We start from the raw sequence: 22091 nt of genomic DNA, 5'->3' as shown, positions 1-22091 counted from the left end.
CCATGCCGCACGCGCTTCGACGCATCCATCAACCCGAGTTCTGGCAGCGCTTGCCATCGCTTTGGGACAGCGATGTCGAGGAATCCCTGCAATGCTGCCAGGTCCGGCAAGAGACGCACGATGTGAAGAGCTTCTTCTTCCGGTCGTTGGCCGGGCATGCGTTTCAGTTTTCACCCGGCCAGTTCCTGACCTTGGAGCTGGAGGTCGATGGCCAGCGCGTGAACCGTTGCTACACGATCTCGTCACCGCCGACCCGGCCTCACACCCTGTCGATCACGGTCAAGCGTGTGCCGGGCGGCACGGTGTCGAACTGGCTGCATGACCATCTGGAAGTGGGCGATTCGGTGCGCGTGCTGGGACCGGCCGGGGCTTTTTCGTCGGCGCTGCATCCGGCCGAACGCTATCTATTTTTGTCGGCGGGTTCCGGCGTTACGCCGTTGATGTCGATGGCGCGCACGCACCGGGACTTATGCGATGACCGCGATACCGTATTCGTGCATAGCGCCCGAACGCCAGACGACATCATCTTCGGACGCGAACTGGCCTTGCTGGCGGCCAGCCAGCAGCGGTTTCGGGCGCATTTCATTTGCGAAGGGCTGGGTGAGCAGGGGGGCTGGCATGGCCTGACGGGCCGCATCACGCTGCCGCTGTTGCAGTTGATGGCGCCTGACTTCATGACGCGCGAGATCTTCGTCTGCGGGCCGGCACCGTATATGCGGGCAGTCAGAGCGATGCTGCACGAAGCCGGCTTCGACATGGCGCGGCATCATGAAGAGAGCTTCTCGTTCGGCGCCTTGCCCGCGGCGCAACCAGCGCCGGGCGTGACGGAATGGTCCGCGCGAGCAGCTAACCCGGATTCCAACCCGGATTCACAGCCGGATTCAAAGCCGAATGCCAACCCGAATGCCAACGCCGCACCTGCCACCGCGTTCAGCGTTGTGTTCCAGAAAAGCCAGCGCACCATTGAATGCGGTGCAGCCCAAGCCTTGCTGGACGCCGCGCGGGATGCGGGCTTGCGCCTGCCCGCGTCGTGTACGCAGGGCATGTGCGGCACATGCAAGGTGCGCCTGCTGGATGGCAAAGTCGACATGCGCCACCAGGGCGGGATACGCCAGCGCGAAATTGATCAAGGCATGGTGTTGTTATGTTGCAGTGTGCCCTTGAGCGATTTGCGCATCGACAAATGATGTTGGCCGATACTCATGCCTATGCAACATGCCCTCGTCCCTCTGCCTTCTGATACCTGCCCGCCGTTCGGTTCGCCTGCCACGGACTCCTGCGCGCTGCACTTCTGTTTTCTGCTGCTGCCGAAGTTCTCGATGATCGCGTTTGCCGGCGCCGTGGAAACGCTGCGCATGGCCAACTACGTCAGCCGGCGTGAACTCTACCGGTGGTCTGTGATGACACTGGACGGCACGGTGGTGCAGGCAAGCAATAACCTACGGATATCGCCCGTGGCGACCCCGGCGCCCGATAGCGCCTTTGATGCCGTCTTCGTCTGCGGCGGTCTGCAGGTGCAGGACTACGTGTCCGATGCCTTGATCAAACTGCTTAATAGCTGGGCGCGGCGGGGTGTCGCGCTGGGAGGGCTTTGCACCGGTAGTTATGCGCTGGTGAAGGCGGGGCTGATGTCGGGCTATCGCTGCGCGGTGCACTGGGAAAATCTTTTCGCCGTCCGCGAAGAGTTTCCCGCCGCTGAGCTGACCGAAGCCCTCTACGTCATTGACCGCGACCGCATGACCAGTTCGGGCGGCACCGCACCCATCGACCTGATGCTACGCATCACCACGAAGCGGTTCGGCGCGGAGCTGGCTGACGCGGTGTCGGAGCAGTTCATTCTGGATCGAATCCGGCTGGCCACCGAGCGGCAGCACATTCCGATGGCGGCCCGTGTGGGCTTTAACCGCCAGGGGCTGGTCAAGGTCGGGCAGTTGATGGAAGCGCATATTGAAGACCCGCTGCCGTTCGAGGACATTGCCAGCCAGGTTGGGTTGTCGCAGCGCCAGTTGCAGCGCATGTTCAAGTACTACCTGGGCATGTCGCCGATGCGGTACTACCTGTGGTTAAGGTTGCTGCGCGCACGCGAACTGTTGCTGCAAACCCGGATGTCCATCATGGGGGTAACGGTGGCGTGCGGGTTTCAGTCCCCCTGCCACTTCAGCAAGGCGTATCGCGCGCGCTTTGGCCATTCACCCACCAGCGAACGGCGGCTGATGCGCGGGTAACCGCCGGCCGGTGCCGGCGGCGCGGGGCGGGTCAGCGGGCGAGCATGGCGTGCGGATCAATCACGAACTTCTTGGGCGCGCCCGCATCGAACGCCGCATAGCCTTCGGGCGCGGCATCCAGTGAAATGACTTGAACGCCCACCACTTCGGCGATGTTGATGCGGTCCCACAGAATGGCCTGCATCAGTGCGCGGTTGTACTTGATGACCGGCGTCTGGCCGGTATGGAAGCTGTGCGCTTTCGCCCAGCCGAGTCCAAAGCGAACCGACAAGCTGCCGCGCTGGGCGGCGGCGTCGGCCGCGCCGGGGTCGTCGGTGACATACAGCCCCGGGATGCCGATGCGGCCCGCCACGCGCGTCACTTCCATCAATGCGTTCAAGACGGCGGCGGGCGCTTCGGCCTGCGAACCGGCGGCGCCGTGGCCGCGCGCTTCGAAGCCGACGGCATCGATTGCGCAATCGACTTCGGGCGTGCCGAGCAGTGCCGCGATCTGCTCGCCCAACGTGGCGTCCAACGACAAGTCGGCCGTCTCGAAGCCGACCTTGCGCGCATGCGCCAGCCGCAAGGGATTCATATCGCCGACGATGACCACCGCCGCGCCCAGCAGCCGGGCCGACGCCGCCGCCGCCATGCCGACCGGCCCCGCGCCTGCGACGTAGACGGTGCTGCCGGGGCCAACGCCCGCGCTGACCGCGCCGTGATAGCCCGTGGGCAGAATGTCTGACAGACAGGTCAGGTCGCGGATCTTCGCCAGGGCCTGGTCGCGGTCAGGAAAGCGCAGCAGGTTGAAGTCGGCGTAGGGCACCATGACGTATTCCGCCTGGCCGCCGATCCAGTCGCCCATGTCGACGTAGCCATAGGCTCCGCCGGCGCGCGCCGGGTTCACCGTCAGGCACACGCCCGTGTCCTGTTCCTTGCAGGTGCGGCAGCGTCCGCAGGCCACGTTGAACGGCACGGACACCAGATCACCCGATTTCAGGGTTTCGACATCGCGGCCCACTTCGATGACTTCGCCCGTGATTTCATGGCCCAGCACCAGCCCCTTCTGAGCCGTGGTGCGGCCGCGCACCATGTGCTGATCTGACCCGCAGATGTTGGTGGACACCACCTTCAATATCACGCCGTGCTCGATGTTGCGGCCGCGTGGGTCCACCAGCTTGGGAAAGCTGATCGACTGCACCTCGACACGCCCGTCGCCAACGTAAACCACGCCCCTGTTCGCTGCCATGTCTGCGTCTCCTTGCCTGGCCGGTTCAATGCGGGCGGGTGCCCGTCAATGTTCGATTTTGGCAAGCAGGCGGTCGCAAAACCTGTCTGCAGACGACACGAAGCGGCGGGTAGGCGACAGCGCATGCCAGGAGCCAGCCGGTGTCGCAATCAGGCAAGTTACCGTCCGGCGCGGCAAGGAGCGCCCCGCGCCTTCAGAGAAAAATGGATGCGTCGCGCATCGGTTGTTGCTGGCGCCGGATCTCCTCGTTTTCTCAAGGAACCACCATGAGCCGCTATTCCCTCTTCAGCCTGATCCGCAACGGGCTGTCGAACCATGAACGCTGGCCGCGCGCGTGGCGCAGCCCCGAGCCCCAGCCGGAGTATGACGTGGTGGTGGTCGGCGGCGGCGGGCATGGGCTGGCCACGGCGTATTACCTGGCGAAGGAACACGGCGTGAAACGCGTGGCCGTGTTGGAAAAGAGCTGGGTGGGTGGCGGCAACACCGCGCGCAACACCACCATCGTTCGCTCAAACTATCTGTGGGACGAGTCCTCGCAGCTCTATGAAAAGGCGATGCAGCTGTGGGAAGGGTTGTCGCAGGCGTTGAACTACAACGTCATGTTCAGCCAGCGCGGCGTCATGAATCTGGCGCACACGCTGCAAGACGTGCGCGACACACAACGCCGCATCAGCGCCAACCGCTATAACGGCGTCGACGGCGAATGGCTCACCCCCGCACAGGTCAAGGAAATCGTCCCCTACATCAATCTGGATTGCCGCTATCCGGTGCTGGGCGCGTCGTTCCAACGGCGCGGCGGCGTGGCCCGGCATGACGCCGTCGCCTGGGGATACGCGCGTGCGGCCGACCGGCTGGGCGTGGACATCATCGAAAACTGTCCGGTGACCGGCATCCGCCGCGAAGACGGCCAGGTGCTGGGCGTGGAAACCGGCAAGGGCTATATCAAGGCGGCCAAGGTGGCGGTGGTGGCCGCGGGCCACTCCAGCGTCATCGCCGACATGGCGGGCATCCGCTTGCCGCTGGAAAGTCATCCGCTGCAAGCGCTGGTCTCTGAACCGCTGAAACCGGTCCTGGACACCGTCGTGATGTCGAACGCGGTCCACGCGTATATCAGCCAGTCCGACAAGGGCGACCTTGTTATTGGCGCGGGCATCGACCAGTACGTGGGCTACGCGCAGCGGGGCAGCTTTCATCTGATCGAAAGCACCTTGCAGGCGATCGTCGAAATGTTCCCCATCTTCAGCCGGGTGCGGATGAACCGGCAGTGGGGCGGCATTGTGGACGTGTCTCCCGACGCCTGTCCGATCATTTCCACCACGCCCATCAAGGGGCTGTACTTCAACTGCGGATGGGGCACGGGCGGTTTCAAGGCCACGCCCGGCTCGGGCTGGGTTTTCGCCTACACCGTGGCCAACAACGCGCCGCACCGGCTGAACGCCCCGTTCTCCCTAAGCCGCTTCGAAACCGGCCATTTGATCGACGAACACGGCGCTGCCGCTGTGGCGCACTGACGACGGAGCTTGAGCATGCTGATGCTGACTTGTCCGTATTGCGGCCCCCGGGCCGAAACGGAATTCACCTGCGGCGGCGAAGCCGACATCGTCCGCCCACAAGATTGCGACACCCTGACCGACGCCCAATGGGCCGACTACGCGTTCATGCGCAAGAACGTACGCGGCCGTGCGCGCGAGCAATGGCAGCACGCCCACGGCTGCCGCCGTTGGTTCCTGGCCGAGCGCGACACCGTCAGCCACGAGTTCCACGGGTTCCATACGTTTGAGCAGGCGGCGGGAGAGCGCAGATGACGCAGACGCATCGGCTGTCGAACCGCGGGCGGATTGACCCGTCGAAATCGATCGAATTCACGTTCAATGGACGCACCTATTTTGGTTGCCAGGGCGACACCCTGGCCTCGGCGCTGCTGGCCAATGGTGAACATTTCGTGGCGCGCAGCTGGAAGTACCACCGGCCGCGCGGCATCATGACGGCCGGTGTTGACGAGCCGAACGCGCTGGTGCAACTCGAGACCGGCGCGCACACGGTGCCGAACCCCTGCGCGACCACCGTCGAACTCTATGAAGGCTTGCGCGCCAGCAGCGTCAATGCCGCACCCGACCTTGAACGCGACCGCATGGCCGTCTTCCAGCGTCTGGGGCGCTTCATCCCCGCAGGGTTCTACTACAAGACGTTCATGTGGCCGCAACGCTGGTGGCCGCGTTATGAACGGTGGATACGCAAGGCCGGCGGGTTGGGCCAGGCGCCGGCGCTGCCAGACCCCGATCACTACGACAAGCGCTACGCCCATTGCGATGTGCTGGTGGTGGGCGGCGGCCCGGCGGGCTTGGCCGCCGCCATGGCGGCCGGACTGACCGGCGCGCGCGTGATCCTGGTCGACAACCAGCCCGAGCTCGGCGGCAGCCTGCTGGCCCTGCCGTCATTGATCAATGGCGCAGCCAACTCCGAATGGATTCAACGGATGCATGCCGAACTCCAGGGCATGAAGGAAGTCAGGATTCTGACGCGCAGCACGGCGTTCGGCTATCACGACCAGAACCTGCTGACGGTCTGTGAGCAACTGACCGACCACCTGCCGCCCGAGCAACGGAAGGGCGTGCGCCAACGCTTATGGAAGGTACGCGCCAAACAGGTGGTGCTGGCCACCGGGGCGCATGAACGGCCCCTGCTGTTTGGCAACAATGACCTGCCCGGCGTCATGCTGGCGTCGGCGGTATCGACGTACGTGCGCCGCTACTGTGTCTTGCCCGGCCAGCGCGTGGTGCTCTACACCAATAACGATGGTGCCTACCGCACGGCGCTGGACTTGCGCGAGCACGGGGCCAACATCACGGTGATCGACCCCCGGCCAGCGGGGCGGGGCGCCTGGCCCGACGCCGTGCGCAGCGCCGGCATCGAGGTCCGCAACGAAACGGTCGTGCTGCAGGCGCGCGGTAAACGCCATGTGAAGGGCGTCGTTGTCGGCGCCTTCGCGCAAGGGCGTGCCGGTCCGGGCAACGAAAAGCTGGCTTGCGACCTGATCGCGGTGTCGGGCGGGTGGAATCCGGTATTGCATCTGCACGCGCAGTCCGGGGGAAAGACGCGTTGGGACGAGGCGCTGGCGTGCTTTGTGCCGGATGGGGCCACGCAGGCGCAGACCAGCGCCGGCGCAGCCAATGGCGAATTCCGGCTCTCGCAGGCGCTGCATGGCGGCGGCGTGGCGGGTGCGCAAGCGGCCATGCGGGCGGGCTTCGATACGGTAAGCCAGTTGTCCTGGCGCACGGTCGACATCTATCAAGACCCGTTGTTGCCGCTTTGGCAGGTGGCCGGGCCGGCGCTTGCGGCGCGGCGCGGCTTGCGGCGCAGCGCGACACAGTTCGTCGACTACCAAAATGACGTGACGGTGGCCGACATCCATCTGGCCGTGCGCGAAGGCTATCACTCGGTCGAGCACGTCAAACGCTATACCGCCATGGGCTTCGGCACCGACCAGGGCAAATTGGGAAACATCAACGGCGCGGCGGTGCTGGCCGACGCCTTGGGCCAAACCATCGCGCAGACGGGCACCACCACCTATCGCCCGAACTACACCCCGGTCACGTTCGGGGTGCTGGCGGGCCGTGAGTTGGGCGACTTCTTCGACCCCATCCGCAAGACCTGCGTGCACGAATGGCATGTGGCGCGGGGCGCGGTATTCGAAGACGTCGGCAACTGGAAGCGCCCTTGGTATTTCCCGCTACCCGGGGAAAACATGCACGCTGCGGTCGCGCGTGAGTGTCTGGCCGTGCGCAATGGCGTCGGCATGCTGGATGCCTCCACGCTGGGCAAGATCGACGTGCAAGGGCCGGACGCCGCCACCTTGTTGAACTGGGTCTACACCAATCTGTGGACCAAGCTCGAGGTGGGCAAGGGCCGCTATGGCTTGATGCTGGATGAGAACGGCATGGTGTTCGACGACGGCGTCACCATGCGCCTGGGCGAGCAGCATTTCCTGATGAGCACAACCACCGGCGGCGCAGCCCGCGTGCTGGCCTGGATGGAACGCTGGTTGCAGACGGAATGGCCCCATCTGGACGTGCACCTGACCACGGTCACCGATCACTTCGCCACGTTTGCGGTAGCCGGGCCGCTTGCGCGAAAAGTGCTCGGCAAGGTTTGCCACGATATCGATTTCTCGAACGAAGCCTTTCCCTTCATGACGTTCCGTGAAGGCACCTTGGCCGGCGTGGGCTGGTCGAGTCCGGCGCGCATCATGCGGATCAGCTTTTCCGGGGAACTGTCCTACGAGGTGAACGTGCCGGCCAATCTGGGGCGGCGCGTCTGGAACGCCTTGATGGAGGCCGGCCGCGAATACGGCATCACGCCTTACGGCACCGAAGCCATGCACGTGCTGCGCGCGGAAAAGGGCTTCATCATCGTCGGCCAGGATACCGATGGCTCCGTCACGCCGCAGGATCTCGGCATGGGCGGGCTGGTGGCCAAGTCCAAGGATTGCCTGGGCAAGCGTTCGCTCGCGCGCACGCACACGGCAGGCGGCAAGCGCAAACAGCTGGTTGGCCTGCTGGCACGCGACGCGTCCCTGGTGCTTCCCGAAGGCAGCCAGATCATGAACCAGCCCAGCCGCGCGCCGATTGCGCCGATGATCGGCCACGTGACGTCCAGCTACATGAGCCCCACGCTGAATCGCTCGATCGCGCTGGCGTTGGTGCAGGATGGCCACACAAGAATGGGGCAGCTCGTTGAAGTGGCGTTGCCCACCGGTGGATTCATGCCGGCCACCATTGGCAGCCCGGTTTTCTACGACCCCGAAGGAGGGCGTCAGCATGTGGACTGAATCGCATCAGGAATCGCCTCTGCACAGCCTAGCGCCCTTGCGCTCGCCCGCTGATTCGGAAGACGCCCGGCGTCTGCGCATCGTCGAGCGGCCATTTTTGGATTTGGCGGTATTGCGGGGTAATGCGCGGTCGCCTGCGTTCGTGCAGGCGATTGAACGCGCGCTGGGCACCGCGCCGCCCGTGGCGCCCAACACGGTGGCGCATGGCCATCGGTATCTGATGGCCTGGATGGGGCCGGATGAATGGTGGGTGCAATCGTTGATGCCCGCACGGCCCGCACTGGAGCCGACGCTACGCCCGTCGTTGCTTGGGCAATCCGCGTGCGTGGTGGACGTCAGCAGCGGGTACACGGTGTTGGAACTGCGCGGCGATCACGCGCGCGACGTGCTTGAAAAGGGGTGCCCGCTGGATTTGCATCCTCGTGTGTTCGGCGCCGGGCAATGCGCGCAAAGCCATTACTTCAAGGCCGGCGTCATGGTACGTGCATTAAACGATGGCGGCGTAGAGGCCGTGGTGCGCCGCAGTTTTGCGGACTATGTGGGCCGAATGCTGCTGGACGCCGCCCGGGAATATCAGCCGTGAACATGCCTGCGGGATCTTCCCAAGGCATTCCGTGGCATTCCGAGCGCGCATGAAAAAAGGGCCCGGAGGCCCTTTTTCAATGATTCGCAGCAAGGCGGTAAACCGGATGCTGCCAATCCAAATATGGAGCGGGAGACGAGTCTCGAACTCGCGACCTCAACCTTGGCAAGGTTGCGCTCTACCAACTGAGCTACTCCCGCGTACGCTGCTTATTTTGCAAGCGAGGCGGAAGTATACCCAATTTTTAGAAAAATGCACGCCGAATAAAAAAATGCGTCATGACGCCACGGGACGGCCCGGCTTCGCCAAGGGCGCGCCGACGCCTGTCTGCGCCTGAACCTGGCGTTGCTGGCGCACCCGCAAGCGCATGCGCGCCAGCGTGTCATCCCGGCTGACGTAGTGGTGCCACAGCGCCGCACCGATATGCAGCGCCAGCAGGCCATACAACATCCAGGCCAGCACGTCATGCGCCCAGATCGCGGTAATGACCAGCGCGGGGTCGGCCGCCACCAGGCGGGGGAATTCCAGGCTGGTCAGCGGCAACGGGATCGCAAAGCCCTTGGCGTTGACGATGATCCAGCCCAGCAGGCATTCCGCCAGGATGAACGCATAGATCGCCAAGTGCACGGCATGCGCGCAAGCGTCCTGCATGCAGAATCCGGCCGCTGCGGCGCGGCGGCGCGTCATGCGCACAAGCGCGCGCGCCAGCGTGACCAGCAATAGCGCCATGCCGCAGCCAATGTGCAAGATCATCACCCATCGCATCGGGATGGCGGTGTGGCTCACCAGCAAATGGCGAATTTCCCCGCTGAGCGCGAGCACGGCCATCAGGCTGACGCTCAGCCAATGCAGGGCGATCTGCGCCCGGGTATAGGCCTGTGCGGCCACGGGGTCGAGGGGGCGGGCAACGCCGGGATTCATGGATCTTCCTTCTAGCGGGGCCGGGCTGCGCACGCGAAGGGCGAGGCAGGGCCAAAGAGGCGTGATTGAAGCGCCCCATGCCCCGCCGCACCACCTTCCTCAACGCTTCTTCAAACCGGTTGAAGTTCTTTTTAGAAACGTTGAGGCACTGGGGTGCGCATGGAAATATGCGGTCCTGCGAAGAGATTTCCCGTCATTGATGCGGTCCGGCAACGCCGGCGCATGGAACCACCATCGTTCTTCACGGTGCTGGCCTCTTCTTGCCTTCCACCATGAGTTGCCGCCACGCGGCATTCCTCCATTCAGAAAAGCGGACACATGAAGACACTTAACTTCCGACGCCGTCTCGGCTTGCAGCAAGGCTTTACCTTGCTGGAGCTGCTGGTCGTGCTGTTGATCATCGCGTTGCTGGCCGGCTATGTCGGCCCCAAGCTGTTCTCCCAGGTCGACCGGGCCAAGGTGAAGGCGACGCAGGCGCAGATGAAAACGCTGGGCGACGCCCTGACGCAATATCGCCTGGACGTGGGCAGTTATCCGACGACCGAGCAGGGATTGCAAGCATTGAATAAACAACCTCAAGGCACGCCCAACTGGCACGGCCCGTATCTGGCGAAGGACGTGCCGGCGGACGCCTGGGGCCGTCCGTATATCTTGAACGTTCCGGGTCGCAGCAGCGATGCCGAGGTGGTGTCTTATGGCGAAGAAGGCCGGGCGGGAGGCAACGGTGAGTTGGTCTACGGCCTCTAAATCGACGGCGCTTGCCGCGCTGGCCGCGCTGACGTTCAGCACGGGCGCCGCCGCCAACTGCTGGCAGGAATCGGGCGACCGCCACGGCGTTGATCCGCTGTTGCTGTATTCGATCGCCAAGGTGGAGTCGTCGCTGAACCCGCGCGCCGTCAATCAAAACACCAACGGCACGCAAGACGTCGGCCTGATGCAGATCAACAGCATCCATCTGACGTGGCTGGCCAAGCGGGGCATCACGCGCCAGCAGCTGCTGGACGAGCCGTGCCTGTCCATTGATGTGGGCGCCGAAATTCTGGCCGACTTCATCAAGCGCTATGGCTACACGTGGCGGGCAGTGGGCGCCTACAACGCCGGTGGCGCGGATTCCCGCGAAGAGGCGCGCAAGCGGTATGTGAAGCGCGTGTGGCAACACTACCTGGTTCTGGCGCAGGCGCGTGACGACAAGGTCCGCCAGGCGCAACTGGCGCGGCAATGACATGAATGAGTTCCGAATCAGCCTGCTCAGGCAGGGAGAGGTGCGCGTGCAGACCGTGCGCGCCGCCAACGAAAGCGAAGCGCGTGCGCAGGTCGGCGAAGCCGACGGCATGGTGCTGGAAGTCAAGCGCGCGCCCGCCGGCCGGCGTCATGCCGCGCAGCGCAAGCAGGGCTTCTCGTTGGGCTTGCTGCTTCAGGAACTTTCAACCTTGCTTGAGGCCGGCCTGGCCTTGATCGAAGCGCTGGAGGCCTTGAGCGACAAGGCGGGCCAGGGCAACAAGGCGCTGCAAGCCACGCTGACCGGCGTGCTGCGGTCGCTGTATCAGGGCTTGCCGTTGTCTAAGGCCATGCAGGCGCAGCCTTCGGTGTTTCCGGCCTTGCTGGTGGCGACGGTGGCCTCCGCCGAAGGCAGCGGGCAGTTGCCGACGGTGCTCAAGCGCTATCAGTACTACGAGCTGCGCATCGAGAACATCCGCAAGAAAGTGGTGGGCGCGCTGGTGTACCCGCTGGTGGTGATCGCGGTGGGCTTTGGCATTTTGCTGTTCATGCTGTTCTTCGTGGTGCCGCGCTTCTCTGTGGTCTTCGAAAGTATGCGCGACTTGCCGGCCACGGCGGAAGCGATGCTGTGGTGGGCAAGGCTCGTGCAGTCCGACGGCGAATGGTTGGGGGCGGGCATCGGCGCGACCCTGCTGGTCACCGCGCTGGTGCTGCGCACGCAACGCATGAAGGCGGCGTTGATGAGTCTGTTCTGGCGTATGCCCAAGCTGCGTGATGTGGGCAACCTGTTCGTGCTGGCGCGTTTTTATCGCACGGTCGGACTGCTGATCGAGGGCGGAACGCCTGCCCTGCAGGCCTTTGAATTATCCGAGCGGATCTTGCCCGCCGCCTATGCGCAGCGCCTGGAGCTGGCGTTGCAGGAGTTGCGGGCAGGGCGCACGGTGGCCGAGACCTTGACGCGGCACGGGTTGACGACGGCGGTGGCGGAACGGCTGCTGCGCGTAGGAGAGCAAAGCGGAGACCTGGGCGGCATGTGCGAACGCATCGCTCAGTTTCACGACGGCACGCTGGACCATGCCATCGAAGTCTTTGGAAAAGTATTCGAACCATTGTTGATGCTGGTGGTGGGCGGCCTGGTCGGCGCCATCGTCATCTTGCTGTACATGCCCATCTTCGAGATGGCGGGGAGTCTGGGATGAGTGGCAGTCAAACAATCGAATTCAATCACGACGACACGAACGCGGCGGCGGCTGGCGAGGCCTGGTGGCTGTGGCAAGAGCAGGCCGCTGAACGCAGCGTGGCGCTGTCCGAGTACCTGAATGAAGAGCTGGCGCGCCGCCCGGAATTTCTGTCGCCGCTTGCGCAAGCGCTGGGCATGCAGGCGCTAAGCGCCGAGCAGTGCCGCCAGGCGTCACCGCGCTTTGATGCGTTGTCGTTGACCGAGGCGCTGAATTGCCGCGCCGCGCCCTTGGATGTTGATGGCGAGCTGCTGCTGGCGTTGGCCGATCCGTTCTCGCGCGCGGCGCGTCTGAAGCTGCAGTCGATGTTCTCTGGCCGCGTGCTGCGCTTTGCGTTGTGCCCGGCGGGCGTGGTGGACGCGTGGCTGAAGCAGGCGGAGGCCAGCGAGCGGGTGATGGACGGCGTGGCCGTCGACATGGAAGACGATTCGCTCGCCAAGGCGGTTGAGTCGATTTCCCTGGCGTCCCTGGCGAAAGACGAAAGCCCCGTGATCCGTCTGGTCAACATGACGCTCTACGACGGGCTGCAAAGCCGTGCCAGCGATATCCATCTGGAGTCGGATGAAGAAGGCTTGTTGATCCGCTACCGCATCGATGGCGTGATGCTGCGCATCCGTCAGGTGCCGGGGCAGGTGACCGCCAACCAGGTGATGTCGCGCCTGAAGGTGTTGTCCAGCCTGGACATCGCTGAAAAGCGCGTGCCGCAAGACGGCCGTTTCAAAGTTGTGCTGCAGGGGCGGGAAGTGGATTTTCGCGTGTCGATCATGCCGGGCAACCACGGCGAGAACGCCGTCTTGCGTCTGCTGGATCGCTCGCAACGGGGTGACAAGCTCAGCCTGGACACCCTTGGGTTTCCGGCGGAGACGGCGCGGCGCATTCGCGCGCTGGCGCAATTGCCGTATGGGCTGACGCTGATTACCGGCCCGACCGGCAGCGGCAAGTCCACCACGCTGTATGGCGCGCTGTCCGAGCTGAACAGTGGTGACGAAAAGCTGATCACCATCGAAGACCCGGTGGAATACGAGATGGCCGGCATTCTGCAAATTCCGGTCAATGAGAAAAAAGGCCTGACCTTCGCGCGCGGCCTGCGATCGATCCTGCGTCACGACCCGGACACGATCCTGGTGGGCGAAATTCGCGACGCCGAGACGGCCGCCATTGCGGTGCAGTCGGCGCTGACGGGGCACCGGGTGCTGTCGTCCGTGCACGCCAATGACGCGTTCAGTGTGATCGACCGCTTTCTGTACATGGATGTGGAGCCGGCCACGTTTCTGGAATCGCTGAACGGCGTGGTGTCGCAGCGGCTGGTGCGGCGCTTGTGCCCCCATTGCGCACCCAAAGATGAGGCGCGTGCGGGTCCGGGCTGCGAGGCCTGCCGTCACACCGGCTTTCTTGGCCGCATTGCGCTGGCTGAAGTGCTGCGGCTGGATAGCCGCATGAAAAGTGCGCTGCTGGACCGCTCGCCCGAGCGGCGGCTGGAAGCGCTGGCGCACTGCGCTGACTATCAATCGATGCGTGACGCTGCCCACGAGGCGGTGGCGCGTGGACTCACCACTTATCAGGAGGTTTGCCGTGCTGTCGCTATGGAATGAACAAACCGTGCTGATCGACGCCGAACACGCGAGCCTGCTCGCGCCGGGCGTCGCGTCTGATGACCGGATGAAAGTCCTGCACGCCGGGGACCCCGCGACCGCCGTGGCGTCGCTGCTGGGCGCCGTCGAGCGGCGCGGGCCGCGCTGGCGCAATCGTTTGAACGTGTGGCTGGGGTACCCCTGGTTTCATGGCCAGTTGCTGGCCTGGCAGCCGGGTTTGAAGGGAGGCGACAGCCACTGGTGCAACTATGCGCAGGCGTTGCTGCGTGAGCGCGGTATTACGGGCTCGCTGCGCGTGCGCCTGGGGGCCGCGCGTTACGGTCAGGCACGCCTGGCCTTCGCGGCCGACGCCACGATGCTGGATGCGCTGGAGCGCAAAGTGGGCGAGCAGGGCTGGACGGTAGCGGGATGCCGCGACGTGCTGTCTGCCAGCGTGCAACGCTTTCGCGGCGCGCTCAGCCATGCCGGCCAATGCCTGGTGCTGGCCGAGCGTACGGCGATGACCTGTTTGTGGCAGTCCGAGCAGGGTTGGCAAGACATGATCACGTTGCAGATGTCGCCTGGGCAGTCCGCCGATGCGGGCATTGCCGCCGCGCAAGCGCTTTGCGCTCGCACGGCCCCGGCGCAATACGGTTGGGTGTCGACCCTTTCCCCGCAGCAGCTTCCTCCCGCGGCGCAAGCGCGCTGGCTGGGCTTTCCGCATGCAATGTTAGCGGAGCGGACATGGCCGGCTTGAATAGAAACACGCCCGACTTCGGCAAGCGCAAGACCGCGAATCCGCTCGCGATTGTGGCGGTGCTGCTGCTCTTGGCCGTCGGCTTGTTGAGTGCCTGGCGCGAATGGGATGTGGCGGCGCTGCGCAGCGAAGTGACTCAGCTGGATGACCGGCTAGCCAACCAACGCATGTTGCATGAGCGCGAGCTGCGCCGCATGCAGGCGCAGTCGCCCGAAGAACGAAAGGTGGATGCCTTGTTGTCGGCGCAGAGCGCCGAAGACCGGCTGCGTCCAAAGTTGCTGCGCGCGATTGAGGCGGCCTGGGCGCCGCGGATTGCGGTCATGAACCTGAAGATTGAATTGGCGGGAAAGGCCGCGTCGTTGGAACTCATGACCGCGGATCTGAGCGAGATCTTTGCGTTCGCCGCGCGCATGAACGACCCCGACTCGGGCATGCGCGCCACGGTGATGCGCCATGGAATCAAGGCGGGCGATCCTAACCTGGCCACGATGGCCACCGTACGGGTGGAGCTGCGATGAATGCCTTTCGATCACTCAAATTGCGTCTTGCCGCGATGCGGCAGGGCAATGGACTGGCATGGCTGCGCTGGCATGGGCAGCGCTGTGCGGAGCGCCTGGGCCGCGGCGGCATGTTGGCCCTGGCCGCTGCGCTTGTCTTGCTTGCCCACTTCATCGTGGTGCTTTGGCCGGAGAAGAACGAACTGCAGAACCGGGCCATGGAAATGTACGGCGAACTGCACGCGTGCAGCCCGTCGATCGAGCCGCCCGGCAATGACATGACTGCGCTGCGCGTGCAGATGCGGCTGGACCCCGACCAGCGCAAGCTGGAAATCATGGGTGAGCTGCTGCGCGCGGGCCTGCTGCTGGTGGATATTCAGTATCAGGGCGAAGACACCATTCAGGGCCGGCTGCGCCGTACATCGCTGGATATTACGGCCATCGGTTCGTACCAGGACGTGTCCACGGGGCTGCGCAAGCTGGCCGAGCATCCGCTGCTGCGCCTGGAGTCGCTGGCGCTGGACAGGCAGAGGCCGGAAAACATGCTGGTCAACATAAAGATGCGCTTGAGCATGCTGGGAGTCGTGTGATGAAGCGCCTGATGAGAGTCACATTGGGAGCGATGCTGCTGGCCGCCGCGACGTCGGCAGCCAGCAATGACGCGGCCAGCAATGAAGACGTGGTGAACGAAGCTGCTGTGATTGACGCAGTCGTCAATGAAGCAGCCGGCGGTGACGCAATCGGCAGTGACGCAGCCGCCGATGAAGCAGCCGGCGATGAAGCAGTCGTCAATGAAGTAACCGCCGATGAAGCAATCGGCAATGACGCAACCGCCAATGAAGCACCCGCAGATGCAGCCGTCGGTTCTGAGGACGCCCGCGTTGAGGAACCCGCGATTCCGCAAGAAGTCGACCTGTTTCCGTCGCAGCCTTGGGCGTCGCTAGTGGGCGGCAATACRCCTCAAGCGCCGAACGGCGCGCCCGGTTCGGACACGTCGCAGGCGGCGGAACCAGACGCCTTGGCGCCGGAACAGGCCAAGGGTGAGCCGGAGCTTGTGCGGGTTCCCATTCATGCCGTCGGTGAGTGGATCGATGACGCGCACCGCATTGTCGTGCTGGAGAGTCAGGGCCAAACCTATCTGCTCTGCCAGCGTTGCAGCATCGCCGATGCCTTGCGGCCGGGCGACACGGTTGCGCAGCAGTACCAATTCAAGGCATTGGAGCCCTCGCGCGCGGTGCTGATCGACCCGCAAGGGCGAGAACAACACGTCGACCTGGCGCCCTTGGCGCAGTAGACCCAGCGCCTGCGGGCGCACGCCGCCGATGGCTGGCGTCACGTCAAATTAGGAAAGAAAATGATGAGCTTCAAACCTGCCGCACTGGCGGTTTCACTGACCGTCGCGCTTAGCGGTTGCGCGGCGCCCGAGTCATTCAAGCGGGCGCTGGGCGCATCGCCACCCCCGACCGCCTCCGAGCGTCTGGCCGCTGGCCGCGCACAACTGGCCAACAATCCCAACGACATCGAAGCGAACAAGAACGTGGTCCGCGACGACATCGCCGTGGCGCGCGAGATCCTGCAACGTGTGCGCGTGAAGATGGAAGCGGGCGACGAGCAGGAAGCGTTGGAAGAGGTGCGCGAACTGCTGGCGATGAACCCGGGCAACATGCGCGGGCAACAGTTGAAGGCGCAGCTGGAGCAGCGTATCCATCTGAAAGAAGAGCTGGCCGAGGCCGCCGCCATGCAGCACGACCGTCCGGCCGAAGCGCTGTACAAGGTCAACCGCATTCTGCAAGAGCAGCCGGGCTATGCGCAGGCCGAAGCGCTGCGCAACCAGATGCAGCGCCGTGATGCGGGGCGCAACGCGGCCCGGCCCAGGCTGGCTGACGCCATGCGCAAGCCGGTGTCGCTGAACTTCAAGTCGCAGCCCATTGTGCAGATCCTGGACGCGATCTCGCTGGCGGCCGGCGTGGACTTTGTGCTGGACCCCGACGTGCAGACGACCATGCCGGCCAGCATCATGGCCCGGCAGACCACGGCGGAAGACGCGATCAACCTGTTGTTGCGCACCAATCAGCTGGAAAAGAAGGTGCTGGACCAGCACAGCCTCTTGATCTACCCGGCGCGCGCCGACAAGGAAAAGGAATACCGCGAGCTCATGGTGCGCGTGTTCTACCTGGATCAGGCAAACGCGACGCATGTGCTGGCGGCCTTGCGGCAGATCAGCGCGCCGAAGAATGTGCATCTGGATGAGCGCGCCAACGCGGTGCTGGTGCGCGACACGCCAGAAGTCATGGCGGTGGTGGAGCGGGTGGTGGCGGCGCTGGACATCGCGCAGTCGGAAGTGACGATGGACGTGCAAGTACTGGAAGTGAACGCCAATGACGAGCTGGAAGTCGGCGTTGACTACCCCAGCGATCTACGCTTTTCGATTCTGCCGCAAGGCGAAAGCGGCAGGGTCACCGTGCGCGACCTGCTGAATCTGAACCAGGGCAAGGTCGGCGTGGGCAGCCGCAATGATCTTTCTGTGGCGCTGAACATGCTGCAAAAGCGGGGCAAGACGAAGGTGCTGGCCAATCCGAAGATCCGGGTGCGCAATATGGAGAAGGCCAGCATCAAGATCGGCGAAAAGGTGCCGGTGGTGACGACGACGAACGCCAACGGCGTGGTGACGGAATCAGTGAACTATCAGGATGTGGGTTTGATTCTGCAAGTGGAACCGCGCATCAGCCTGAGCAACGAAGTCAGCGTCAAGGTCAGCATGGAAGTCAGCAACCTCAAAGGCGAGGTCAAGACGGCGGGCGGCGGCATCGTCTACCCGATGAGTACCCGTAACGCTGAAACGGTGATGACCGCTCGCGATGGTGAAACCCAGGTGCTGGCCGGTCTGGTGAACCAGCAGCAGACGCGCAGCAGCAGCGGCTTGCCAGGCCTGAGCGTGATGGGATGGCTGGGCAGCCTGTTCGGCGGCCAGAAGAAGACGGATCAAACCACCGAGATCGTCTTGCTGCTGACACCCCACATCGAACGTTCGATGGCGCTGCCGTCGGCCTCCGACAGCTACTTCCCGTCGGGCACGGAGTCGCGCGTTACGGTGGTTCCGATGACGACGCAAGCCCCGGCGCCCGCACCGGCGGCGCCGGCTGCGGCGGCGGGTGAAGCGTCCCCGGCGCTGGATGCGGCGCTGGCGAAGCCGCCGTTCTAAGGCGCCAGCATGCGTAAGCAATCCGGGTTCACGTTGATCGAGATGCTGGCGGCAATGACGTTGCTGGCCTTGCTGCTGAGCGTGGCGGTGCCGTTCTCGGCGCTGGTGAAGCAGCGCGCCAAGGAAACCGAACTGCGCCACAGCCTGCAAGTCATCCGAAACGCAATTGACGCCTATTACCAGGCCAGCCGCGAAGGCAAGATCGAGAAGTCAGTGGACCGCAGTGGTTACCCGCCTGATCTCGACAGCCTGGTCAAAGGGGTGCAGGACAAGACAGACCCCAATGGCGGCAACATTTACTTCCTGCGCCGCCTGCCCGCGGACCCCATGTGCGAACACTGCGAGGGACGCGCGGCGGCCGACACCTGGGACACGCGCAGTTATGACAGTTCGGCGGAATCTTTTTCGTCGGGCCGAGATGTATTTGATGTGCGGTCCAAGAACCGCCGAGAGGGTATCAATGGCATTCCATACACGGCGTGGTAGGCGCGCATGCGCCGGCTTCACACTGATCGAGCTGCTGGCCGTCATGGCCATCATCGGCGCGTTGATGTCGCTGGTTGCGCCGTCATTCCTGAAAAGCAACGACCGCGCACGCGAAACCGTGCTGCGGCACAACCTGCAAGCGATCCGGCATGCGCTGGACGACTACCGCGCGGATCATGGCGGTAACCCCGACACGCTGGAAGCGCTGGTCTCTGCCCGCTATCTGCGCGAGTTGCCGATGGACCCGGTTACGGGTCGGCGTGATAGCTGGCAGCCGCAGCGTGGGGAAGAGAGCGGGGTGAATGACGTGATCAGCGGCGCCAAGGGCACCGGCCTGGATGGGCTTGATTATGCAAGCTGGTAGGCGCGGCGGCGCGCGTGAGGAAGGCTCGGCGTACCTGGCGATCTTGATGCTGGTGCTGGCCGTGTCCACCGGCCTGGCCGCGGTGGCGCAGCCCTGGCATACCAAGAAGCTGCGCGAACAAGAGGCGGAGTTGCTGTTCATCGGCAAACAGTTTCAGCGGGCCTTGGCGTCTTACTACCGGTCAGGCACGGCGCCCGCCTATCCGAAGACGATGGAGGCGCTGCTCAAGGACGACCGGGTGTCGTTCACGCGACGGCATTTGCGCCGTGTGTACACGGACCCGATCACGGGCAGCCAGGAATGGGGCATCGTCAAATCGCCAGACGGAGGAATCATGGGCGTGTACAGCCTGTCGGAACGCGCGCCGCTCAAGCAGGATGGCTTTGATGCGGAACTTGGGGACTTGTCGGGCAAGTCCAGTTATCAGGACTGGAAGTTTGTTTTCTTCGACGCAATGTGATCGTTGGGGGGAACTCCATGCGGAGAGGGAGGTCTTGATAAAGCGCCAGGAAATCAAGGGCCAGGAAATCAAGCGCTAGGGAATCAAGCGCCAGGAAATCAAGCGTCAGGAAATCAAGCACCTGGGGGTCAAGCATCCCGGTTCGCGTGAACAGATGGCCAGAACACAGATAGTCAAAAGATTGCGAATTTTCGTCAGATTTTGATAATTGTCTTGCGCCTATTTTCTTTGAGAAAGTTCTTATTGTTGCTGCTATCCCCGCATGAAATCATTCTTCTGGGGTATCAAATGTGATTGCCGGAATAGAAAAATAGTCATTCGGGAATTGCCGCCAATAGGAAATCTACTGAATGATCGTCGCGATTCTCGAAGACTCTCCCGCTCAGGTTGAGTGGGTTACCAAGCTGCTGCAACGCCATGGCCATCAGGTCTACACACGAGGCGATGGCGACAGCTTTATCGCCTTGCTGAAAACGCAGCCGGCTGACGTCGTGCTGTTGGACTGGGAAGTGCCGGGCGCCTCCGGCATGGCCGTGCTGAAGTGGGCGCGCAGCAATATGTCGCCCAAGCTGCCCATCCTGATGGTGACCCAGCGCGACGACGAAGAAAGCATCGTTCAGGCGTTGAACCAGGGCGCTGATGACTACCTGCAAAAGCCCGTGCGTGAACGCGAACTGCTGGCGCGCATGACTGCGCAGTTGCGCAAGTCGCAGCGGGACGAAGCCAATAGCGCGCTATTCCAGGTGGGGCACTTCGCTTTCAACCTGGAAGCCAAAACCGTCACCGTCGATGGGCGTCCCGTTACCTTGCCCACGCGTGAATTTGATTTGGCCACGCTGTTGTTCAGGAACCCCGGACGCATCATCACCAAAGATGCGCTCAGCAAACACATCTGGGGCACGGCCGATCGCAAGTACGACGCCAGCTTGGCGACTTACGTCAGCAATCTGCGCTCGTCGCTTGGCCTGCGCTCGCGTAATGGCTACGTGATCGCCACCGTATACAACTACGGCTATCGCTTGGAACGCATGCATTGATTCGCGGGCCGTCTTCACGGCTTTGCTGAGTGTTCAGCCGCGGTGGCCGTGGCATCTGTGTTTCCCCCCCCTTCTGACTTGCCGCTTTCGCGCCGCCGGCTGATTTCCGCCGCGATTGCGCTCGCGTCTCCCTGTTCCCGAATCGACTATGAAACTGCTACTTCAGCCTTTCCTGCGCTTGGGCGCGAAAAAGAACGATGCGCTGCTGTTTTGCAACCTGGGCATCATCTTGCTGTGCTTCGCCATGCCCTCGGGTGATCACCCCATCACCTCGGCCGCGCCGGGCGTGTGGGTGGATCTTGGCATTCTGGCCTGCCTGGCGCTGGTGTTCGTCATGTCGGGCCAATCGCGGCTGCGTCTTCGCGCCTTGGCGTGGTTGGTCGGCTTTTGGATTGTGGCGGCCGTGGTGGTGATCACCGCGCGCACCTGGACGCCGATGTTCGCACCGGTATGGGGTGGCGTGCTGGCCTATTGCTGTGTGGCGCGGTGGCGTTTTGAAGCGGCGCGATCGGCGCGCCGCAAGCGTGTTTTGAAGCAGGCGGTGGCAGCGGCGGATGCTGCCGCGCAGTCGCCCGCAGCCTGTCAGAAAGACACCGCGCGTGACCGCGAAGTGATGCTGCAAATGATGCACGACCTGCGCAGCCCTTTGTCGACGGTGTTGGTGATGCTTGAAAAGCAAAGCGCGCAAAGCAATGACCCGCAGCAAGACGAGTTCGTGGACTCGGTGCGTGACCTGGTGCAGTACAGCTTGTCGGTGGCGCAAGACTGCATGTACGTGTCGCGCGCTGAACGCTTGGACAAGGCGAAATTTTTGCCGGTGTCGTTGCAAGATCTGGGGCGCGAAGCGGTGGATCAAACTGAACTTCTGGCCGAACGAAAGTGCATCGACATCCGTGTCCGCGAATGCTCGGAAACGATGTGGGTGGCGGGCGACTACTGCATGTTGTTGCGCGCGGTCGTGAATGTGCTGGATAACGCGATCAAGTATTCGGGCCCGTCTTCACGGATCACGTTGACGGTGCAGCGGCAAGGTGACATGGGACGCATCTGCGTAGCGGATCAGGGCATCGGCATTCAGGACGTTGATGTGCCGAAGCTTTGCCAGGCGTTCTACCAAATTGAATCCGATGGACGGCGCGGCGACGGCGTAGGCCTTGGGCTGTCGCTCGTCATGGCGGTGGCCGATGCGCACAGTGGAAATCTGTCGGTCGAATCGCGGCCGGAAGCAGGCAGCATTTTTTCGCTGACATTTCCATTGATGCACAAAGAATCGAACGAAAAAAAACTCGCGGCAAGGCGCGAGAAATTCAGTGCAAGCCTGCATCCTGCCTCATGAAAAAGCGCCTTTACGGCGCTTTTTTTTAGACTGTGTTGAGAATGGTTTTGGTGATGAAAGCGGCGCGGAATAATGGCATCGCTTCGCGGGTTTCGTGCATTTTTCCGATGCCAGTCGCGTGCATAAACACATCCCAAAAA

At 63.4% G+C, this 22091-nt stretch carries 22 protein-coding genes and 1 tRNA gene; 20 read left to right on the top strand and 3 right to left on the bottom strand.

Going from position 1 to position 22091, the window contains the following annotated elements:
• Positions 1-2 precede the first annotated feature (2 nt).
• The gene (locus AC1DSJ_RS15035; RefSeq protein WP_441370561.1) at positions 3-1187 is read left to right on the top strand and encodes an FAD-binding oxidoreductase; all 1185 of its coding nucleotides are present in this window, start codon (positions 3-5) and stop codon (positions 1185-1187) included.
• 21 nt (positions 1188-1208) lie between these two features.
• Positions 1209-2225, top strand: a complete 1017-nt coding sequence (locus AC1DSJ_RS15030) for a helix-turn-helix domain-containing protein (protein ID WP_082387116.1) — start codon at positions 1209-1211, stop codon at positions 2223-2225.
• Positions 2226-2256: 31 nt separating this feature from the next.
• Here AC1DSJ_RS15030 and fdhA read toward each other — a convergent pair whose 3' ends face one another.
• The gene (fdhA, locus tag AC1DSJ_RS15025) at positions 2257-3453 is read right to left on the bottom strand and encodes a formaldehyde dehydrogenase, glutathione-independent (RefSeq protein WP_391566506.1); all 1197 of its coding nucleotides are present in this window, start codon (positions 3451-3453) and stop codon (positions 2257-2259) included.
• Positions 3454-3719: 266 nt separating this feature from the next.
• On the opposite strand from fdhA, the gene AC1DSJ_RS15020 reads away from it, so the two are divergent.
• From AC1DSJ_RS15020 to AC1DSJ_RS15005, 4 genes are read left to right on the top strand one after another with little or no spacing between them, the layout of a single operon-like run.
• Positions 3720-4964, top strand: a complete 1245-nt coding sequence (locus AC1DSJ_RS15020; protein ID WP_441370562.1) for a sarcosine oxidase subunit beta family protein — start codon at positions 3720-3722, stop codon at positions 4962-4964.
• Positions 4965-4979: 15 nt separating this feature from the next.
• Positions 4980-5258 (top strand): sarcosine oxidase subunit delta, encoded by a 279-nt coding sequence (locus tag AC1DSJ_RS15015; protein WP_054424487.1) that lies wholly within the window; start codon positions 4980-4982, stop codon positions 5256-5258.
• Positions 5255-8281, top strand: a complete 3027-nt coding sequence (locus AC1DSJ_RS15010; protein ID WP_441370563.1) for a sarcosine oxidase subunit alpha family protein — start codon at positions 5255-5257, stop codon at positions 8279-8281. Before AC1DSJ_RS15015 ends, AC1DSJ_RS15010 begins: the two co-directional genes overlap by 4 nt.
• Positions 8271-8864, top strand: coding sequence for a sarcosine oxidase subunit gamma (locus tag AC1DSJ_RS15005; RefSeq protein WP_441370564.1), 594 nt, complete (start codon positions 8271-8273; stop codon positions 8862-8864). Before AC1DSJ_RS15010 ends, AC1DSJ_RS15005 begins: the two co-directional genes overlap by 11 nt.
• Positions 8865-8988: 124 nt before the next feature.
• Here AC1DSJ_RS15005 and AC1DSJ_RS15000 read toward each other — a convergent pair.
• Both AC1DSJ_RS15000 and AC1DSJ_RS14995 read right to left on the bottom strand, forming a co-directional pair.
• Positions 8989-9064 (bottom strand) — tRNA-Gly (locus AC1DSJ_RS15000).
• Between the two features lie 76 nt (positions 9065-9140).
• Positions 9141-9785, bottom strand: a complete 645-nt coding sequence (locus tag AC1DSJ_RS14995; protein WP_441370565.1) for a cytochrome b — start codon at positions 9783-9785, stop codon at positions 9141-9143.
• Between the two features lie 318 nt (positions 9786-10103).
• On the opposite strand from AC1DSJ_RS14995, the gene gspG reads away from it, so the two are divergent.
• The 14 genes from gspG (at position 10104) to AC1DSJ_RS14925 (ending at position 21951) form a co-directional block, all read left to right on the top strand.
• The gene (gene gspG / locus AC1DSJ_RS14990; protein ID WP_054424480.1) at positions 10104-10532 is read left to right on the top strand and encodes a type II secretion system major pseudopilin GspG; all 429 of its coding nucleotides are present in this window, start codon (positions 10104-10106) and stop codon (positions 10530-10532) included.
• Entirely contained in the window at positions 10510-11007 is a 498-nt protein-coding gene (locus AC1DSJ_RS14985) for a lytic transglycosylase domain-containing protein (RefSeq protein WP_245636356.1), read from the top strand. Before gspG ends, AC1DSJ_RS14985 begins: the two co-directional genes overlap by 23 nt.
• A gap of 1 nt (position 11008) precedes the next feature.
• Complete coding sequence (locus AC1DSJ_RS14980; RefSeq protein WP_427946222.1) at positions 11009-12202, top strand: type II secretion system F family protein; 1194 nt, start codon at positions 11009-11011, stop codon at positions 12200-12202.
• Positions 12199-13833, top strand: a complete 1635-nt coding sequence (locus AC1DSJ_RS14975) for a GspE/PulE family protein (protein ID WP_245636355.1) — start codon at positions 12199-12201, stop codon at positions 13831-13833. Before AC1DSJ_RS14980 ends, AC1DSJ_RS14975 begins: the two co-directional genes overlap by 4 nt.
• The gene (locus AC1DSJ_RS14970; RefSeq protein ID WP_346552166.1) at positions 13814-14569 is read left to right on the top strand and encodes a hypothetical protein; all 756 of its coding nucleotides are present in this window, start codon (positions 13814-13816) and stop codon (positions 14567-14569) included. The genes AC1DSJ_RS14975 and AC1DSJ_RS14970 overlap by 20 nt, the downstream gene beginning before the upstream one ends.
• Positions 14557-15087, top strand: coding sequence for a hypothetical protein (locus tag AC1DSJ_RS14965; RefSeq protein ID WP_441370566.1), 531 nt, complete (start codon positions 14557-14559; stop codon positions 15085-15087). Before AC1DSJ_RS14970 ends, AC1DSJ_RS14965 begins: the two co-directional genes overlap by 13 nt.
• The gene (locus tag AC1DSJ_RS14960; protein ID WP_441370567.1) at positions 15084-15656 is read left to right on the top strand and encodes a hypothetical protein; all 573 of its coding nucleotides are present in this window, start codon (positions 15084-15086) and stop codon (positions 15654-15656) included. Before AC1DSJ_RS14965 ends, AC1DSJ_RS14960 begins: the two co-directional genes overlap by 4 nt.
• Before the next feature lie 11 nt (positions 15657-15667).
• A complete protein-coding gene (locus AC1DSJ_RS14955; protein WP_441370568.1) occupies positions 15668-16360 on the top strand; it encodes a hypothetical protein in 693 nt (230 codons plus the stop codon).
• 60 nt (positions 16361-16420) lie between these two features.
• A complete protein-coding gene (locus tag AC1DSJ_RS14950; RefSeq protein WP_175170841.1) occupies positions 16421-18268 on the top strand; it encodes a secretin N-terminal domain-containing protein in 1848 nt (615 codons plus the stop codon).
• Positions 18269-18277: 9 nt separating this feature from the next.
• Positions 18278-18754, top strand: coding sequence for a type II secretion system protein (locus AC1DSJ_RS14945; protein WP_054424468.1), 477 nt, complete (start codon positions 18278-18280; stop codon positions 18752-18754).
• The gene (locus AC1DSJ_RS14940) at positions 18729-19118 is read left to right on the top strand and encodes a type II secretion system protein (RefSeq protein ID WP_054424466.1); all 390 of its coding nucleotides are present in this window, start codon (positions 18729-18731) and stop codon (positions 19116-19118) included. Before AC1DSJ_RS14945 ends, AC1DSJ_RS14940 begins: the two co-directional genes overlap by 26 nt.
• Positions 19105-19578 (top strand): type II secretion system protein, encoded by a 474-nt coding sequence (locus AC1DSJ_RS14935; RefSeq protein ID WP_175170842.1) that lies wholly within the window; start codon positions 19105-19107, stop codon positions 19576-19578. Before AC1DSJ_RS14940 ends, AC1DSJ_RS14935 begins: the two co-directional genes overlap by 14 nt.
• A gap of 350 nt (positions 19579-19928) precedes the next feature.
• Complete coding sequence (locus AC1DSJ_RS14930) at positions 19929-20615, top strand: response regulator transcription factor (protein WP_054424462.1); 687 nt, start codon at positions 19929-19931, stop codon at positions 20613-20615.
• Between the two features lie 148 nt (positions 20616-20763).
• Positions 20764-21951, top strand: a complete 1188-nt coding sequence (locus tag AC1DSJ_RS14925) for a sensor histidine kinase (RefSeq protein ID WP_441370569.1) — start codon at positions 20764-20766, stop codon at positions 21949-21951.
• Positions 21952-22091 lie beyond the last annotated feature (140 nt).

This window comes from Achromobacter sp. 01N37, assembly GCF_056399725.1.
The sequence above is the reverse complement of the archived record's forward strand: the minus strand, read 5'-3'. Positions and strand labels throughout refer to the sequence as shown.

What these genes read in the sequence shown, in the direction of transcription:
- AC1DSJ_RS15035 (WP_441370561.1), top strand. Translation starts at nt 3, where the DNA reads ATGCCGCACGCGCTTCGACGCATCCATCAACCCGAGTTCTGGCAGCGC.
- AC1DSJ_RS15030 (WP_082387116.1), top strand. Translation starts at nt 1,209, where the DNA reads ATGCAACATGCCCTCGTCCCTCTGCCTTCTGATACCTGCCCGCCGTTC.
- fdhA (WP_391566506.1), bottom strand. Translation starts at nt 3,453, where the DNA reads ATGGCAGCGAACAGGGGCGTGGTTTACGTTGGCGACGGGCGTGTCGAG.
- AC1DSJ_RS15020 (WP_441370562.1), top strand. Translation starts at nt 3,720, where the DNA reads ATGAGCCGCTATTCCCTCTTCAGCCTGATCCGCAACGGGCTGTCGAAC.
- AC1DSJ_RS15015 (WP_054424487.1), top strand. Translation starts at nt 4,980, where the DNA reads ATGCTGATGCTGACTTGTCCGTATTGCGGCCCCCGGGCCGAAACGGAA.
- AC1DSJ_RS15010 (WP_441370563.1), top strand. Translation starts at nt 5,255, where the DNA reads ATGACGCAGACGCATCGGCTGTCGAACCGCGGGCGGATTGACCCGTCG.
- AC1DSJ_RS15005 (WP_441370564.1), top strand. Translation starts at nt 8,271, where the DNA reads ATGTGGACTGAATCGCATCAGGAATCGCCTCTGCACAGCCTAGCGCCC.
- AC1DSJ_RS14995 (WP_441370565.1), bottom strand. Translation starts at nt 9,785, where the DNA reads ATGAATCCCGGCGTTGCCCGCCCCCTCGACCCCGTGGCCGCACAGGCC.
- gspG (WP_054424480.1), top strand. Translation starts at nt 10,104, where the DNA reads ATGAAGACACTTAACTTCCGACGCCGTCTCGGCTTGCAGCAAGGCTTT.
- AC1DSJ_RS14980 (WP_427946222.1), top strand. Translation starts at nt 11,009, where the DNA reads ATGAATGAGTTCCGAATCAGCCTGCTCAGGCAGGGAGAGGTGCGCGTG.
- AC1DSJ_RS14975 (WP_245636355.1), top strand. Translation starts at nt 12,199, where the DNA reads ATGAGTGGCAGTCAAACAATCGAATTCAATCACGACGACACGAACGCG.
- AC1DSJ_RS14965 (WP_441370566.1), top strand. Translation starts at nt 14,557, where the DNA reads ATGGCCGGCTTGAATAGAAACACGCCCGACTTCGGCAAGCGCAAGACC.
- AC1DSJ_RS14960 (WP_441370567.1), top strand. Translation starts at nt 15,084, where the DNA reads ATGAATGCCTTTCGATCACTCAAATTGCGTCTTGCCGCGATGCGGCAG.
- AC1DSJ_RS14950 (WP_175170841.1), top strand. Translation starts at nt 16,421, where the DNA reads ATGATGAGCTTCAAACCTGCCGCACTGGCGGTTTCACTGACCGTCGCG.
- AC1DSJ_RS14945 (WP_054424468.1), top strand. Translation starts at nt 18,278, where the DNA reads ATGCGTAAGCAATCCGGGTTCACGTTGATCGAGATGCTGGCGGCAATG.
- AC1DSJ_RS14940 (WP_054424466.1), top strand. Translation starts at nt 18,729, where the DNA reads ATGGCATTCCATACACGGCGTGGTAGGCGCGCATGCGCCGGCTTCACA.
- AC1DSJ_RS14935 (WP_175170842.1), top strand. Translation starts at nt 19,105, where the DNA reads ATGCAAGCTGGTAGGCGCGGCGGCGCGCGTGAGGAAGGCTCGGCGTAC.
- AC1DSJ_RS14930 (WP_054424462.1), top strand. Translation starts at nt 19,929, where the DNA reads ATGATCGTCGCGATTCTCGAAGACTCTCCCGCTCAGGTTGAGTGGGTT.
- AC1DSJ_RS14925 (WP_441370569.1), top strand. Translation starts at nt 20,764, where the DNA reads ATGAAACTGCTACTTCAGCCTTTCCTGCGCTTGGGCGCGAAAAAGAAC.